Origin of the sequence: Paracoccus salipaludis (genome assembly GCF_002287065.1) — a bacterium.
Classification (GTDB): domain Bacteria; phylum Pseudomonadota; class Alphaproteobacteria; order Rhodobacterales; family Rhodobacteraceae; genus Paracoccus; species Paracoccus salipaludis.
Genome location: NZ_NSJZ01000002.1, coordinates 419,690 through 432,515, shown reverse-complemented (window position 1 = coordinate 432,515; position 12,826 = coordinate 419,690). Strand labels below are relative to the sequence as shown.

Sequence of the window (12,826 nt, the reverse complement as noted above, 5' to 3'; positions counted from 1 at the left end):
GACGCAGGGCGCCCGAACTGCCTAAGCTTCGGGCAGCACATGGCCCGGCGCCGGCAGGCGCCCCTCAGAAGGACGCCCCGATGAACGCCCCGCTCATGCACGCCTCGTTCCGCGACTCGGTGGACCGGATGTTCACGCAGGCCGCGCAGCTGATGGACCTCGAGCCGGGGCTCGAGGAGAAGATCCGCGTCTGCAATTCGACCTATGTGGTCCGCTTCGGGGTGCGGCTGCGCGGGCAGATCCACACCTTCACCGGCTACCGGTCGGTCCATTCCGAACACCACGAGCCGGTCAAGGGGGGCATCCGCTATGCCGCCAACGTGAACCAGGACGAGGTCGAGGCGCTGGCCGCGCTGATGACCTACAAGTGCTCGCTGGTGGAACTGCCCTTCGGCGGCTCGAAGGGCGGGCTGACGCTGGACCCCCGCCAGTGGGAGGAGGACGAGCTTGAGAAGATCACCCGCCGCTTCACCTACGAGCTGTCGCGGCGCAGCCTGATCTCGCCCAGCCAGAACGTGCCCGCCCCCGACATGGGCACGGGCGAGCGCGAGATGGCCTGGATGGCCGACGCCTACAAGCGCCTGCACCCCGAGGACATCAACGCGCGCGCCTGCGTCACCGGCAAGCCGCTGCGGCTGGGCGGCATCGCGGGCCGGGTCGAGGCCACGGGGCGCGGTGTGCAATATGCCCTGCGCGAGGTTTTCCGCACCCCTGAGGTGCTGGCGCGCGCCGGGCTGTCGGGCAGCCTCGAGGGGCAGCGGATCGTGGTGCAGGGCCTGGGCAACGTGGGTTTCCACGCGGCGCAGTTCCTGTCCACCGAGGACGGCGCGAAGATCGTCGCCGTGGCCGAGCGCGACGGCGCGGTGATGAACGAGGCGGGCCTGGACATTGCCGCCCTGCAGGCGCACCTGCGCGTGACGGGCGGGGTCAGGGACTTCCCCGGCGCGACGTTCGAGCCGAACTCGGCCCGTGCGCTGGAACTGGATTGCGACATCCTGATCCCGGCGGCGATGGAGGCCGTGATCCATGTCGGCAACGCCGGCGCCATCCGCGCCCGGCTGATCGTCGAAGCCGCGAACGGCCCCGTCACCGCCGAGGCCGACGAGATCCTGCGCAACCGCGGCGTGGTCATCGTCCCCGACCTTTACGCCAACGCGGGCGGGGTGACGGTCAGCTATTTCGAATGGGTCAAGAACCTGCAGCAGATCAGCTTCGGCCGGCTGGAGCGGCGGCAGGAGGAAGCCCGCCACGCCCTGCTGGTGAACGAACTGGAACGGCTTGCCGCCGAGACGGGGCTGAAGGGCGCGCTGTCCCACGGCTTCAAGCAGAAATACCTGCGCGGCGCGGATGAACTGGAACTAGTGCGCTCGGGCCTCGACGACACGATGCGGGCGGCCTTCCAGCAGATGGTGACGGTGCTGGCCAGCGACTCGCGCGTGCCGGACCTGAGGATCGCGGCCTATATCGTGGCCATCCGCCGCATCGCGGCCAGCTACGACGCGCTGGGACTGTAGGCCCGGCCGGGGCGCGCGGCCCCCGGCGCGCCCTGTTCCAAGAATAAGGTTGCCTTGCCGTGGCGGGCACCTATAGTCGCACTCGACGCTCGTTGGGGCGCCCCGTGCGGGGCTGAGATGTGCAAGGCACAGCACCCATCGAACCTGATCCGGGTCATGCCGGCGAAGGGAACGGGCAGTGCCGCGCGACCGTGGCCTGATGTTCCCCCATGCCGGCTTTAGTGGGGGAAGACATGGCGATCGCGCTGACCATCGCGGGGTCCGACAGCGGCGGCGGGGCCGGCATCCAGGCCGATCTCAAGACATTCTCGGCGCTGGGCGTCTATGGCGCCAGCGTCCTGACCGCCATCACCGCGCAGAACACCCGCGCCGTGACCCGCGTGGAAGGCGTCTCGGCCGCCATGATCCGCGCGCAGGTGGATGCGGTCTTCGACGACCTCGGCATCGGCGCGGTCAAGATCGGGATGCTGGGCACGGCCGAGGCGACAAGGGCCGTGGCCGAGGCGCTGGAAGGGCGTGCCGTGCCCCTGGTGCTGGACCCGGTGATGATCGCCAAGTCCGGCGACCGGCTGATCCAGGACGACGCCATCGACGCGATGCGCGAATTGCTGATCCCCCGCGCCACGGTCCTGACACCGAACCTGCCCGAGGCGGCGCGGCTTCTGTCCCGCATGGTCGCCGCAGACCCGACCGAGGCCGAGGTGCAGGGCCGCGCGCTGTGCAAGCTGGGCACGGGCTGGGTGCTGATGAAGGGCGGTCATGCCGAGGGCCCGGTCTGCACCGACCTGCTGATTGGGCCCGCGACGCGCAGCTTCTCGGCCCCCCGGATCGAGACGGGGAACACGCATGGCACCGGCTGCTCGCTGTCCTCGGCCATCGCGGCCGGGCTGGCGCAGGGCCTGCCCGTGCCCGAGGCGGTAGCGCGCGCGCATGGCTGGCTGCAGGGCGCCATTGCCGCCGCCGACCGGCTGCGAGTCGGCTCGGGTCACGGCCCGGTCCACCACTTCCACCAATGGTGGCGGGAATGAGCGCGGCCGTCACCATCCTCGGCGCCGGCGTCCTGGGCCTTGCCACGGCGACCGAGCTTGCCACGCGGGGTCATGCCGTCACGCTGGTCGATCCCGCGCTGGGCCCCGGCGGGCACGGCTGTTCCTGGTGGGCGGGCGGGATGCTCGCCCCGTTCTGCGAATTCGAAAGCGCCGAGGAGCCCGTGCTGCGTCACGGTCAGGCTTCGATCGACTGGTGGGACCGCCATGCGGGCGGCGTCAGCCGCAACGGCACGCTGGTCGTGGCGCTGGGCCGGGACCGGGCGGAACTGGACCGCTTCGCCCGCCGGACCCAAGGCTACGACGTCATCGGCGGCAACCGCGTGGCCGAACTGGAACCGGATCTGGCCGGGCGTTTCGACCGCGCGCTGTTCTTCCCCGCCGAGGCGCACCTGGACCCCCGCGCCGCGCTGGCCGCGCTGCAGGCCGGGCTGGCCGGGCGCGGCATCGGCGTGACGGCCGGGCCGCCCGACGACGCGGGCCAGGTCATCGACTGCCGGGGCCTTGCCGCCCGCGACATCCTGCCCGAGTTGCGCGGCGTGCGCGGCGAGATGCTGGTGCTGCGCTGCCCCGAGGTGACGCTTGCGCGTCCCGTCCGCCTGCTGCACCCGCGCGTGCCGATCTACCTGGTCCCGCGCGGCGAGGGCCTGTTCATGCTGGGCGCGACGATGATCGAAAGCGACCGGCGCGGCGTGGTCACGGCGCGGTCCGTGCTGGAGCTGCTCAGCGCGGCCTATGCGCTGAACCCGGCCTTCGGAGAGGCCGAGATCCTGGAACTGGGGGCCGAGGCGCGCCCGGCATTTCCCGACAACCTGCCCCGGATCGGCCGCGCGGCCGGACGGATTTATGCGAATGGCCTTTATCGCCATGGTTATCTGCTTGCGCCAGCACTCGCGCGGCAGTTGGCTGATCATGTCGAGACGGGCGAAAAACCGGAGTTCTGGCATGAAACTGACGATCAACGGTGACCCGCAGGAAATCCACGCCACGACGCTGGCCGAGGCGCTTGCCGCGCTTGAGCTTTCCGAAGCCAGGGTCGCAACGGCGCTGAACGGGATCTTCGTGCCCGCCGATGCGCGCGCCGCCACGGCCTTGTCGCCGGGTGATTCGCTGGAAATCGTCGCACCCATGCAGGGAGGGTAGGATGCCCCTATTCTACGGCACTCAGGTCAGCTCGCCCATGATGCTGGGCACGGCGCAGTATCCCAGCCCCGCGATCCTTGCCGCGGCCTTCAGCGCCTCGGGCGCGGGCGTGGCCACCGTGTCCCTGAGGCGCGAATCCGGCGGGGGGCAGGACTTCCTGCGGCTGATCGAGGGCCTGGGCGTGGTCCTTCTGCCCAACACCGCCGGCTGCCACAGCGTGAAGGAAGCGGTGACCACGGCGCAGATGGCGCGCGAGCTGCTGCGGACGAACTGGATCAAGCTGGAGGTCATCGGCCACGGCGACCTGCTGGCGCCCGACGTCTTCGGGCTGGTCGAGGCCGCGCGCGAGCTGTGCGCGCAGGGGTTCAAGGTTTTTCCCTATTGCACCGAGGACCTGTCTGTCTGCGACCAGTTGCTGCGCGCGGGATGCGAGGTCCTGATGCCCTGGGGTGCGCCCATCGGGTCGGGTCTGGGGCTGAACAACCTGCTGGGCCTCAAGGCGCTGCGGGCGGCGTTCCGCGACGTGCCCATGGTGATCGACGCGGGCATCGGCCGGCCCAGCCACGCGGCGGCGGCCATGGAGCTTGGCTTCGACGCCGTGCTTCTGAACACCGCCGTCGCCAAGGCGGGCGACCCGGTGACGATGGCCCGCGCGATGGCGCAGGCGCTGGACGCGGGTCGCGCGGCCTATCTGTCGGACCCCATCGAGCCGCGGGAGATGGCCACGCCCTCGACCCCCGTGATCGGCAAGGCGTTTCTGCAATGAGCCGCGCGTTTCCGGCGAGGCCCGGACGGGGCAGGCGCTGATGTCCCTGCCCCGCTTCTACCCCATCTTCGATTCCGCCGACTGGGTGTCCCGCGCCCTCGCTGTCGGCGTGCGCATGATCCAGTTGCGCATGAAGGATGCGTCGGACGAGGCCCTGCGGGCCGAGATCGCCCGCGCCCGCGACCTTGCGCGCGAGAGGGGCGCAATTCTCGTGGTCAACGACCACTGGCGCCTTGCCATCGAGCTTGGCTGCGACTGGCTGCACCTGGGGCAGGAGGACTTGGACGGGGCCGACCTGTCCGCCATCCGGGGGGCCGGGCTGCGTCTGGGAGTTTCCACCCATGACGGCGCCGAACTGGACCGGGCGCTGTCGGTCGGTCCCGACTATGTGGCGCTCGGCCCGGTCTGGCCCACGATCCTGAAGAAGATGCCTTGGGCGCCGCAGGGGCTCGACCGCGTCGGGGAATGGAAGCGGCGCGTGGACGCGGTGCCGCTGGTCGCCATCGGCGGCCTGACGCCCGAGCGCGGGCGCGCGGCGCTGGACGCGGGCGCGGATGTCGTCTCGGCGGTGACGGACATCACGCTGAACCCCGACCCCGAGGCTCGGATGCGGGAATGGCTGCGGGTGACGGCATGAGCGGAGTGCCCGAAGCCGGGGGTTTCACACCCCCGGACCCCCGTGGGGTATTTCAGTCAGAAAGAAGGCACATCAGGCAGATGACCCTGCCGGAGGTGGGCGAGGAGGGTCAGGCGCGGCTGCGAGGGGCCAGCGTGCTGGTCGTCGGCGCAGGCGGGCTTGGCTCGCCCGCGATCATGTACCTGGCAGGCGCGGGCGTCGGCGCGCTGACGGTTGTTGATCCCGATGTGGCCGAGACGGGCAACCTGCACCGCCAGCCGATCCATGCGGGCCGCGTGGGCTGGAACAAGGCCGAGTCGGCGCGGGCCTTCGTGCAGGCGCTCGACCCCGGGGTGTCCGTGACGGCCCTGCCCCGTCCGCTGACGCCCGCAAACGCGGCCGGACTGGTCGCCCGGGCGGATGTCGTGCTGGACTGCGCGGACAGCTTCGCCGCCAGCTATGTCCTGTCGGACGCCTGCCTTGCGGCGGTGGTGCCGCTGGTTTCGGCTTCGGCGCTGGGACTGTCGGGCTATTGCGGCGGCTTCTGCGGCGGCGCGCCCAGCCTGCGGGCGGTCTTTCCCGACCTGCCGGACCGCGCCGCGAACTGCGCCACGGCGGGCGTGCTGGGGCCGGTCGTGGGAATGCTGGGCACGGCACAGGCGCAGATGGCGCTGGCGCTGCTGCTGCGGCTCGAGCCCTCGCCCCTCGGGCAGCTTCTCACCCTGAACCCCGGCCTGCGGTGGAGCGGCTTCCGCTTCGACGGCGCGCCCGAACCCGAAGGCGGCTTCCGCTTCATCGACGCGGGCGAGATCCGTCCGGGCGACTTCGTGCTGGAACTGCGCGGCACGGACGAGGCCCCCGTTTCCATCCACCCTTCGGCCCTGCGCGCCGATCCCGCCGCGCCGCCCCTGCCACCCCGGGGCACGCGCGCCGTGCTGGCCTGCCGCTCGGGCCTGCGGGCGTGGCGCGCGGCGCGCCTGCTGGCCCCCACCCACCCCGAGATCGTGCTGATCGCTGCCGGAGACCACTGATGAAGCACCTGCTGACCGCCGCGCTGCTGGCGCTGGCCTCTCCTGCGCTGGCGCAGGACAAGCTGACCCTGATGCTCGACTGGTTCGTGAACCCCGACCACGCCCCCATCGTGATCGCGCAGGAGCGCGGTTTCTTCACCGACGCGGGGCTGCAGGTCGAGATCGTGGCCCCCGCCGATCCCGCCGACCCGCCCAAGCTGGTGGCGGCGGGACAGGCCGACCTTGCCATCACCTACCAGCCGCAACTGCACCTGCAGGTGCACGAGGGCCTGCCCCTGCGCCGCGTGGGCACATTGGTCGCGATGCCGCTGAACTGCCTCATGGTCCGCGCGGACGGGCCGGTGCAGCAGGTGGCCGACCTCAAGGGCCGCAGGATCGGCTATTCCGTCGCGGGCGTGGAACAGGCGCTGGTCTCGGCGTTGCTGAAGACCGCCGGGCTGACGCTGGACGATGTCGAGATGGTCAACGTCAACTGGTCGCTGACGCCCGCGCTGTTGTCGAAGCAGGTCGATGCGACCATCGGCGGTTACCGCAACTTCGAGGCCACGCAGATGCGGCTGGCGGGCGGCGAGGGCCGCTGCCTGTTCCTGGAGGAAGAAGGCCTGCCCGCCTATGACGAGCTGATCTTCGTCGCCAACCCCGACCGCATGGACCGCGAGCGGATCACGCGCTTTCTGTCCGCCGTGGAACGCGGCACCCAGTTCATACTGAACCACCCCGAGGAGGCGCGCGAGGTCTTCGCGGCCCACGCCCCCGACCTGTCGGACGAGCTGAACACCCAGGCCTGGGCGGACACCTTCGGCCGCTTCGCCCTGTCCCCCGCCGCCCTGGACCACGGCCGCTATCGCCGCTTCGAGCAGTTCCTGCTGGACGCCGGGCTGATCGACGAGGCCTGGCCGGTTGACCGCATCGCGCTTGATCCGGGGGCCGGGGAATGACGGGCTACGGCCGCAGCTTCGCCCTTTGGCGCGAGGCCGCGGGGGCGTGGGACGACTATGTGCGCCATCCCTTCGTGCAGGGCTTGGGTGACGGGACACTGCCGCGCGACGGGTTCCTGCGCTATCTCGTGCAGGACTATCGCTTCCTGATCCATTTCAGCCGCGCCTGGGCGCTGGGCGCCGCCAAGGCCGGAACGCTGGCCGAGATGCGCGCCTGCATCGCCACGGTGGATGCGCTGGTCAACCACGAGATGCCGCTGCACATCCGCATCTGCGCCGAAGCGGGCATCCCGGCCGAGACGCTGGAAACCACGCCCGAGGCGCCGGGGAACCTGGCCTACACCCGCTATGTGCTGGAAGCAGGCTACAGCGGAGATTTCCTCGACCTGCTGGCCGCGCTGGCGCCCTGCGTGCTGGGGTATGGCGAGATCGGGGCGCGGCTGGCACGCGAGGGGGCGGCGGACAGCCCTTATCGCGACTGGATCGCCACCTATGCGTCCGAGGATTACCAGCGGACCTGCCGCGAGGTCGGGGCGCTGATCGACGCCGCGGTTGCGGCACGGCTGGGCGATGCACCCGAGACCTTGCCGCGCTGGCGCGAACTCGCCGGGCGCTTCGCCACCGCGACACGGCTCGAGGCGGCCTTCTGGAACCTCGGCCTTGAAAACTGACGCTGCGCCGCGAGTCGCGGGCGAGGCGCCGGGGCTGTTCGCGCCCCTCGACCTGACGCTGGCTCCGGGGCGGATCACCTGCCTTCTGGGCGCCTCGGGCGTGGGGAAGTCGACGCTGCTGCGGCTGCTCGCCGGGCTGCCGACGGGGGTCGAGTTCAGGGGCACGGTGTCCACCCTGCCCTGCGCGCTGATGGGCCAGGATGCGGGGCTGTTCCCCTGGCTGACCGTGGCGCAGAACATCGGCCTTGGCGCACGGCTGCGGGGCGAGGCCGCCGATCCCGCCCGCATCGCCCGGATGATCGCGGCCGTGGGGCTGGAGGGGCTGGAAGACCGCCTGCCCGCGCAGCTGTCGGGCGGCCAGCGGCAGCGGGCGGCGCTGGCGCGGACGCTGGCCGAGGACCGGCCGCTGGTGCTGCTGGACGAACCCTTCTCGGCACTGGATGCGCGGCTGCGGTTGCAGATCGGCGACATGGCGGCCCGTCTGTTGCAGGGCACGACCGTGCTGATGGTCACGCATGATCCCGCCGAGGCCGCGCGGCTGGGCGACCGCATCCTGGTGATGACTCCGGCCGGGCTGGCCGGGCACCCTGCACCGCCCGGTCCCGTCCCCCGCCGGCACGATGCGCCCGAGGTGCTGGCCGCGCAGGCCGCCCTGACGGAAAGGCTGCTCGCATGAGGGCGCTGCTGGCCATCGCCGCCGCCCTCATGCTGTGGGAAGGCTTCGTCCGCCTGACGGGCCTGCCGCCCTACCTGCTGCCCGGCCCCCTGGCGGTCGGCAGGGCGCTGTGGGTCCACCGCGCCGAGCTTGCCCCGGCGGCGATGCTGACCGCCTGGGAAACGCTGCTGGGGCTTGGGCTTGGTGCGGCGCTGGGCATCGTCACGGCGGCGGCCATGGCGACGGTTCCCCGGCTGGGGCGGGCGCTGTCGCCCGCGCTGGTGGTCAGCCAGGCGATCCCGGTCTTTGCGCTGGCCCCGATCCTGACGCTGTGGCTGGGCTTCGGCATGGCGCCCAAGGTGGCGATGGTGGTGCTGATCGTCTTCGTGCCGGTGGCGCAGGCGCTTTACGATGGACTGATGGCGCCGCCCGCCGCGCAGATGGACGTGGCGCGGACCATGGGCGCGGGCCGCTGGGCCGAACTGCGGCACCTGCGCTTTCCGGCGGCCCTGCCCCGGCTTGCATCCGGGCTGCGGCTGGGGGCGATCTATGCGCCCGTGGGGGCGGTCATCGGCGAATGGGTCGGCGGCGCGCGCGGACTTGGCGCGCTGATGATCCAGGCGAACGGGCGGATGAAGACCGACCTCATGTTCGCCGCCCTGATCGTCGTGGTGGCGCTGTCCTTGTCGATCTACGGCACGGTGGACCGGGCGCTGGCGCGGATGCTGCGGAAGCGCGGCTTCTGACGGTCCCGGCCCCGGGTCGCCGGAGGGTTCAGCCTTCGACGGGCTCGGCGGCGGCGGTGCGCAAGGCGGCGGCGATCAGGTCCGGGATGGCGTCGTTCATTCCGATGGGCGGGGCAATCGGCCCATGGCCGCGCCAGCCCTGCGGGATATCCTCGATCGTGTGGCCGCCGTTGGTTGCGAAGAAGGGCAGGCACACGGCCGGCCCTTCGGGCACCACGTCATCCAGGAAGGGCGCCTCCTCGATGAAGGCGGTCGTCACGGCGGCGAAGCCCGCGCGATCCGGCAGCGCCTCGGCAAAGGCGCGGGTGCTGTTGGCCGACGCGCGCGAGCCCTTCGAGCCGTGACCCACGACCACCAGCGTCGCCCGCGCCGGGTCGATGCCCGCGCGCCGTGCCGCGTCCTGCGCGATCCGCGCGCCGATGGCGGGCAGTTCGGGGTCAAGCCCCAAGGGCGCGATCAGACGTGCCCCGTCCACCCCGGCCTCGGCCAGGCGGCGCGGCGTCTCGCTGCGGACGAACCAGCCGTCGGCCATGAACTGCGGAAAGACAAGCTGCACGCCTTCCAGCGCCGACAGGCTGCGGCGGCAGGCCAGCGTCGCGCCGCGCACGATCCAGCCGGGCATCAGCGCCTGCACGCGGGCGGCCAGCGCCTCGAGTTCGGGTTGCAGCGCGCCGGGGTCGCCCGGCTGGCCGTGGGCCACGATGGCGGCAAAGGGCGGGGCGGCCGCTTCCACGGGCGCCGCGCCGGTGGCGCAGCGGCAACCCTGGCAGCGGGGCGCAGCGTCGATCATCTGGCGTCCTCGAGCTCGAAGGCGGCGGCGAAGGCGGCCGGCATGGGGAACTCGGCCAGCGCGCGCCTGCGGGCCTCGGGCGACATCTTGCGGGCGGTCTTCTGGACGATGACCAGCAGGGCGTCGGGGTCCTGCGTTGTGGCGAAATCGCCGAGGTAGTGGCGGATGAAGGTGAAGCAGGCGACATCCTCCAGAGCCTGCACGGCGGGGTCGCGCTTGATCCCTTCCTTGCGCAGCATCCGGCCGGCATGGTCCACCTGGTCGTCGGGATAGCCCGCGCCGCGCATCAGGCCCATGACGCGCTCGGCGTGCCGGCGGCCCTGCTCGCGCCGCCAGGTCAGGTAGCCCTCGCGCCCCTCGGGGAAGTCCTTGCGCGGCAGCAGCCAGCGTTCGATGTGCTGGCCACGGCAGGCGATGGCCAGCGCGTCGGGGGCGTCGGGATACAGCCGCTCCTGCTCGGCGGTCATGCGCTGGCCGTAAAGCAGCTCGACCGGCTGGCCGTCTTCCAGCCGCGGGTCGGCGGCGTTGGCGGCGTCGATGGCGGCGAAGACCTGCTGGCGTTGCGTCATGCTGCGCTCCCTTGCGTTGCGACCAACAGGTGCCACGACCGCGCGGACTTGCCAAGCCGCCCCCCGCCGGGAATATCCCGCCCAACAGGAAAGGTTTGCCGATGCTGGCTTTCGTCGCCCCCCGTCTGGTGCTGCTGTCGATCCCCAAGACCGGGACCACCGCGCTGGAAGCCGCATTGGCGCCGAAGGCGGAGATGGTCCTGCGCTCGCGTCCCGAGATCAAGCACCTGACGATGAGTCAGTACAACCTGCGGATCGAGCCCCTGCTGCGCAACATTCCCGGCCCGCCCTTCCGGGTCGCGGCGGTGGTGCGCGAGCCGATCTCGTGGCTGGGAAGCTGGTATCGCTATCGCCAGCGCCCGCAGACCATGGGAAAGCCCAACAGCACCATCGGCATCAGCTTCGAGGGCTTCGTGCAGGACTACCTGTCCGAAAGCCGTCCCCCCTATGCCGCGCTGGGGCGGCAGACGGGCTTCCTGTCGCCCGCGCCCGGCCGGAACGGGCCGGACCTCCTGTTCCAGTATGAACGCATGGACGAGGTGCTGGCCTTCTTCGGCGAGGCGCTGAAGACCGAACTGACGCTGAAGCGCGTCAACGTCTCGCCGCCCGCCGACATGTCGCTGGCCCCGGAAACCGAGGCGCGGCTGCGCGCGGCGCTGGCCGAGGATTACGCCCTGTGGGAATCCGCCGCCCGGTCCGCGCCGTAAAGGGCGCGCGCCCGGTCCTCGAAGGCGCGGACGATGCGGTGCATGGCCTCGCCGAAGACCACGCCGATCACGCGGCGCAGGATGGCGTTGCGGAACTCGAAATCGACGAAGAAGCAGACCTCGCAGCCACCCTGGGGGCGGTCCTTGAAGGACCATTCGCTGTGCAGGTGCGTGAAGGGCCCGTCCAGGTAGCGGGTGTCGATGCGCTTCTGCGCGGGGAACAGCGTGACGCGGCTGCCGAAGCGTTCGCGGAAGACCTTGAAGCTGATGACCAGGTCGGCCTCGATCACCTCGGACCCGTCGGGACCGGGCGTGCGGGACCGGATGCGGGCGGCCGTGTTCCAGGGCAGGAACTGCGGGTAGCTTTCCACGTCCGCGACAAGGTCATACATCTGCTGCGCGGTATAGGGCAGCACCCGTGTTTCGGTATGAGTGGGCAAACGGCAGTCCTTCGGCGTCAGGCGGGCACGGTCTAGCAGAGGTTTGGGACGATGAACAACATGATCTGGCTGATGCGGGCCGCCCGATGGGTGCGAAACCCGCCCTCGGCGGGGCGGGTCAAGCTGGTGGTCGCCATTGTGGCGGCGGTGGTCCTGCTGGGCACGGCCGACTGGATGGGCTGGGTTCCCGACTGGGCGCAGATGGACCGCGCCCCCCGCCGCATCCCCGGGCCCTGAGCCTTACAGCCCTGCTTCCGCGAAGGTGTTGCAGTCGGCCATCTGGCCCGACTGCATGCCGCGGACCAGCCATTCGCTGCGCTCGGCGGCCGATCCGTGGGTGAAGCTGTCGGGCATGGGCGCGCGGCCCGCCTTTTCCATCAGGATGTCGTCGCCGACGGCGCGCGAGGCGTTCACGGCCTCGTCGACGTCGCCGCGCTCGATCGTGCCGAAGCGGTCGCCCGCATGGCGCGCCCAGATCCCGGCGAAGCAGTCGGCCTGAAGCTCGGTCAGCACCGACAGACGGTTGCCCTCGGCCTGTCCGACCTGCGACCGCAGGCGGTTCACGCGCGGCAGGATGCCGATCTGGTTCTGGACATGGTGGCCGATCTCATGCGCGATGACATAGGCATAGGCGAAGTCGCCCCCTGCCCCCATCTGCCGCTGCATGACCTGGAAGAAGTCGGTATCGAGATAGACCCGCTGGTCGCCGGGGCAGTAGAAGGGTCCCATGGCCGAGGATGCGCCGCCGCAGGCGGACTGCACCGCGCCCGAGAACATCACCAGCTTGGGTTCCTGGTACTGGATCCCCGCCTGCTGGGCCAGGACGTCGCTCCAGATCTCCTCGGTGTCGGCCAGGACGACCGAGACGAACTGCCCGATCTCCTGCTCTCCGGCGCTCAGCTGGCGTTCCTCGCCGGGACGCGCGTCGTCCTGCATCCCGCTGACAAGGGGCGAGATGTCCACGCCGAAGAACCAGCCGACCGCCAGCACGACCAGCGTACCGACCAGCCCCAGGCCGCCCGCGCCGGCCGTGCCCATGCCGCGCCGATCCTCGATGTTGCTGCTGCCGCGGCGGCCTCGCCATTCCATGTCGCGCATCCTTTGGAGTGATCCGGCCCAACGGATACGCAGGGTTGACGGACCGTGCAAGAGTTGGAAAGGAACCGGGGTTGCGGACAGCTGAACCGCGGCCAA

Annotated in this window: 17 protein-coding genes and 1 riboswitch; of the genes, 13 read left to right on the top strand and 4 right to left on the bottom strand. The window is 71.2% G+C overall.

What is annotated here, in order from left to right; all coding sequences use genetic code 11:
- Positions 1 to 80 precede the first annotated feature (80 nt).
- The 11 genes from CK240_RS04705 to CK240_RS04655 all read left to right on the top strand — a co-directional run bounded on the left by CK240_RS04705 (position 81) and on the right by CK240_RS04655 (position 9,126).
- Positions 81 to 1,514: a Glu/Leu/Phe/Val family dehydrogenase gene (locus tag CK240_RS04705; RefSeq protein ID WP_240517280.1), complete on the top strand. Its 1,434-nt coding sequence runs from the start codon at positions 81 to 83 to the stop codon at positions 1,512 to 1,514.
- An 83-nt stretch (positions 1,515 to 1,597) separates the two neighbouring features.
- Positions 1,598 to 1,702, top strand: a riboswitch (TPP riboswitch).
- 45 nt (positions 1,703 to 1,747) lie between these two features.
- Positions 1,748 to 2,542 carry a bifunctional hydroxymethylpyrimidine kinase/phosphomethylpyrimidine kinase gene (gene thiD, locus CK240_RS04700; RefSeq protein WP_095639158.1) on the top strand — a complete coding sequence of 265 codons (795 nt, stop codon included), beginning with the start codon at positions 1,748 to 1,750 and terminating at the stop codon, positions 2,540 to 2,542.
- Positions 2,539 to 3,528, top strand: a complete 990-nt coding sequence (gene thiO, locus CK240_RS04695; protein ID WP_095639157.1) for a glycine oxidase ThiO — start codon at positions 2,539 to 2,541, stop codon at positions 3,526 to 3,528. The genes thiD and thiO overlap by 4 nt, the downstream gene beginning before the upstream one ends.
- Positions 3,506 to 3,703 carry a sulfur carrier protein ThiS gene (gene thiS / locus CK240_RS04690; RefSeq protein ID WP_095639156.1) on the top strand — a complete coding sequence of 66 codons (198 nt, stop codon included), beginning with the start codon at positions 3,506 to 3,508 and terminating at the stop codon, positions 3,701 to 3,703. Before thiO ends, thiS begins: the two co-directional genes overlap by 23 nt.
- Before the next feature lies 1 nt (position 3,704).
- Positions 3,705 to 4,469 carry a thiazole synthase gene (locus tag CK240_RS04685; protein ID WP_095639155.1) on the top strand — a complete coding sequence of 255 codons (765 nt, stop codon included), beginning with the start codon at positions 3,705 to 3,707 and terminating at the stop codon, positions 4,467 to 4,469.
- A 40-nt stretch (positions 4,470 to 4,509) separates the two neighbouring features.
- Complete coding sequence (locus CK240_RS04680; protein WP_095639154.1) at positions 4,510 to 5,106, top strand: thiamine phosphate synthase; 597 nt, start codon at positions 4,510 to 4,512, stop codon at positions 5,104 to 5,106.
- 80 nt (positions 5,107 to 5,186) lie between these two features.
- Positions 5,187 to 6,116, top strand: coding sequence for a HesA/MoeB/ThiF family protein (locus CK240_RS04675; protein ID WP_240517279.1), 930 nt, complete (start codon positions 5,187 to 5,189; stop codon positions 6,114 to 6,116).
- Positions 6,116 to 7,054, top strand: a complete 939-nt coding sequence (locus tag CK240_RS04670) for an ABC transporter substrate-binding protein (protein WP_095639152.1) — start codon at positions 6,116 to 6,118, stop codon at positions 7,052 to 7,054. The genes CK240_RS04675 and CK240_RS04670 overlap by 1 nt, the downstream gene beginning before the upstream one ends.
- On the top strand, positions 7,051 to 7,725 hold the full coding sequence (tenA, locus tag CK240_RS04665) for a thiaminase II (protein ID WP_095639151.1): 675 nt from the start codon (positions 7,051 to 7,053) through the stop codon (positions 7,723 to 7,725). The genes CK240_RS04670 and tenA overlap by 4 nt, the downstream gene beginning before the upstream one ends.
- Entirely contained in the window at positions 7,715 to 8,401 is a 687-nt protein-coding gene (locus CK240_RS04660) for an ABC transporter ATP-binding protein (RefSeq protein ID WP_240517278.1), read from the top strand. Before tenA ends, CK240_RS04660 begins: the two co-directional genes overlap by 11 nt.
- Positions 8,398 to 9,126 carry an ABC transporter permease gene (locus CK240_RS04655; RefSeq protein WP_095639149.1) on the top strand — a complete coding sequence of 243 codons (729 nt, stop codon included), beginning with the start codon at positions 8,398 to 8,400 and terminating at the stop codon, positions 9,124 to 9,126. The genes CK240_RS04660 and CK240_RS04655 overlap by 4 nt, the downstream gene beginning before the upstream one ends.
- A 28-nt stretch (positions 9,127 to 9,154) precedes the next feature.
- On the opposite strand, the gene CK240_RS04650 is transcribed toward CK240_RS04655, so the two are convergent.
- Both CK240_RS04650 and CK240_RS04645 read right to left on the bottom strand, forming a co-directional pair.
- A complete protein-coding gene (locus tag CK240_RS04650; RefSeq protein ID WP_095639148.1) occupies positions 9,155 to 9,916 on the bottom strand; it encodes a cobalamin biosynthesis protein CbiX in 762 nt (253 codons plus the stop codon).
- A complete protein-coding gene (locus tag CK240_RS04645) occupies positions 9,913 to 10,485 on the bottom strand; it encodes a DUF4202 domain-containing protein (RefSeq protein ID WP_095639147.1) in 573 nt (190 codons plus the stop codon). The genes CK240_RS04650 and CK240_RS04645 overlap by 4 nt, the downstream gene beginning before the upstream one ends.
- A gap of 101 nt (positions 10,486 to 10,586) precedes the next feature.
- On the opposite strand from CK240_RS04645, the gene CK240_RS04640 reads away from it, so the two are divergent.
- Positions 10,587 to 11,192 (top strand): sulfotransferase family protein, encoded by a 606-nt coding sequence (locus CK240_RS04640; protein WP_095639146.1) that lies wholly within the window; start codon positions 10,587 to 10,589, stop codon positions 11,190 to 11,192.
- On the opposite strand, the gene CK240_RS04635 is transcribed toward CK240_RS04640, so the two are convergent.
- Complete coding sequence (locus CK240_RS04635) at positions 11,153 to 11,632, bottom strand: type II toxin-antitoxin system RatA family toxin (protein ID WP_095639145.1); 480 nt, start codon at positions 11,630 to 11,632, stop codon at positions 11,153 to 11,155. The two genes, CK240_RS04640 and CK240_RS04635, sit on opposite strands and share 40 nt — an antisense overlap.
- 51 nt (positions 11,633 to 11,683) lie before the next feature.
- Between CK240_RS04635 and CK240_RS04630 the strand changes: the two genes are divergently transcribed.
- Positions 11,684 to 11,869, top strand: coding sequence for a hypothetical protein (locus tag CK240_RS04630; protein WP_095639144.1), 186 nt, complete (start codon positions 11,684 to 11,686; stop codon positions 11,867 to 11,869).
- Between the two features lie 3 nt (positions 11,870 to 11,872).
- Here the strand turns inward: CK240_RS04630 and ypfJ are convergent, their stop codons facing one another.
- Entirely contained in the window at positions 11,873 to 12,721 is an 849-nt protein-coding gene (ypfJ, locus tag CK240_RS04625) for a KPN_02809 family neutral zinc metallopeptidase (RefSeq protein ID WP_095639143.1), read from the bottom strand.
- Positions 12,722 to 12,826 lie beyond the last annotated feature (105 nt).

Excerpts from the sequence above, each read along its gene's own strand:
- CK240_RS04705 (WP_240517280.1), top strand. The coding sequence starts at position 81 with ATGAACGCCCCGCTCATGCACGCCTCGTTCCGCGACTCGGTGGACCGG.
- thiD (WP_095639158.1), top strand. The coding sequence starts at position 1,748 with ATGGCGATCGCGCTGACCATCGCGGGGTCCGACAGCGGCGGCGGGGCC.
- thiO (WP_095639157.1), top strand. The coding sequence starts at position 2,539 with ATGAGCGCGGCCGTCACCATCCTCGGCGCCGGCGTCCTGGGCCTTGCC.
- thiS (WP_095639156.1), top strand. The coding sequence starts at position 3,506 with ATGAAACTGACGATCAACGGTGACCCGCAGGAAATCCACGCCACGACG.
- CK240_RS04685 (WP_095639155.1), top strand. The coding sequence starts at position 3,705 with ATGCCCCTATTCTACGGCACTCAGGTCAGCTCGCCCATGATGCTGGGC.
- CK240_RS04680 (WP_095639154.1), top strand. The coding sequence starts at position 4,510 with ATGTCCCTGCCCCGCTTCTACCCCATCTTCGATTCCGCCGACTGGGTG.
- CK240_RS04675 (WP_240517279.1), top strand. The coding sequence starts at position 5,187 with ATGACCCTGCCGGAGGTGGGCGAGGAGGGTCAGGCGCGGCTGCGAGGG.
- CK240_RS04670 (WP_095639152.1), top strand. The coding sequence starts at position 6,116 with ATGAAGCACCTGCTGACCGCCGCGCTGCTGGCGCTGGCCTCTCCTGCG.
- tenA (WP_095639151.1), top strand. The coding sequence starts at position 7,051 with ATGACGGGCTACGGCCGCAGCTTCGCCCTTTGGCGCGAGGCCGCGGGG.
- CK240_RS04655 (WP_095639149.1), top strand. The coding sequence starts at position 8,398 with ATGAGGGCGCTGCTGGCCATCGCCGCCGCCCTCATGCTGTGGGAAGGC.
- CK240_RS04650 (WP_095639148.1), bottom strand. The coding sequence starts at position 9,916 with ATGATCGACGCTGCGCCCCGCTGCCAGGGTTGCCGCTGCGCCACCGGC.
- CK240_RS04645 (WP_095639147.1), bottom strand. The coding sequence starts at position 10,485 with ATGACGCAACGCCAGCAGGTCTTCGCCGCCATCGACGCCGCCAACGCC.
- CK240_RS04640 (WP_095639146.1), top strand. The coding sequence starts at position 10,587 with ATGCTGGCTTTCGTCGCCCCCCGTCTGGTGCTGCTGTCGATCCCCAAG.
- CK240_RS04630 (WP_095639144.1), top strand. The coding sequence starts at position 11,684 with ATGAACAACATGATCTGGCTGATGCGGGCCGCCCGATGGGTGCGAAAC.
- ypfJ (WP_095639143.1), bottom strand. The coding sequence starts at position 12,721 with ATGGAATGGCGAGGCCGCCGCGGCAGCAGCAACATCGAGGATCGGCGC.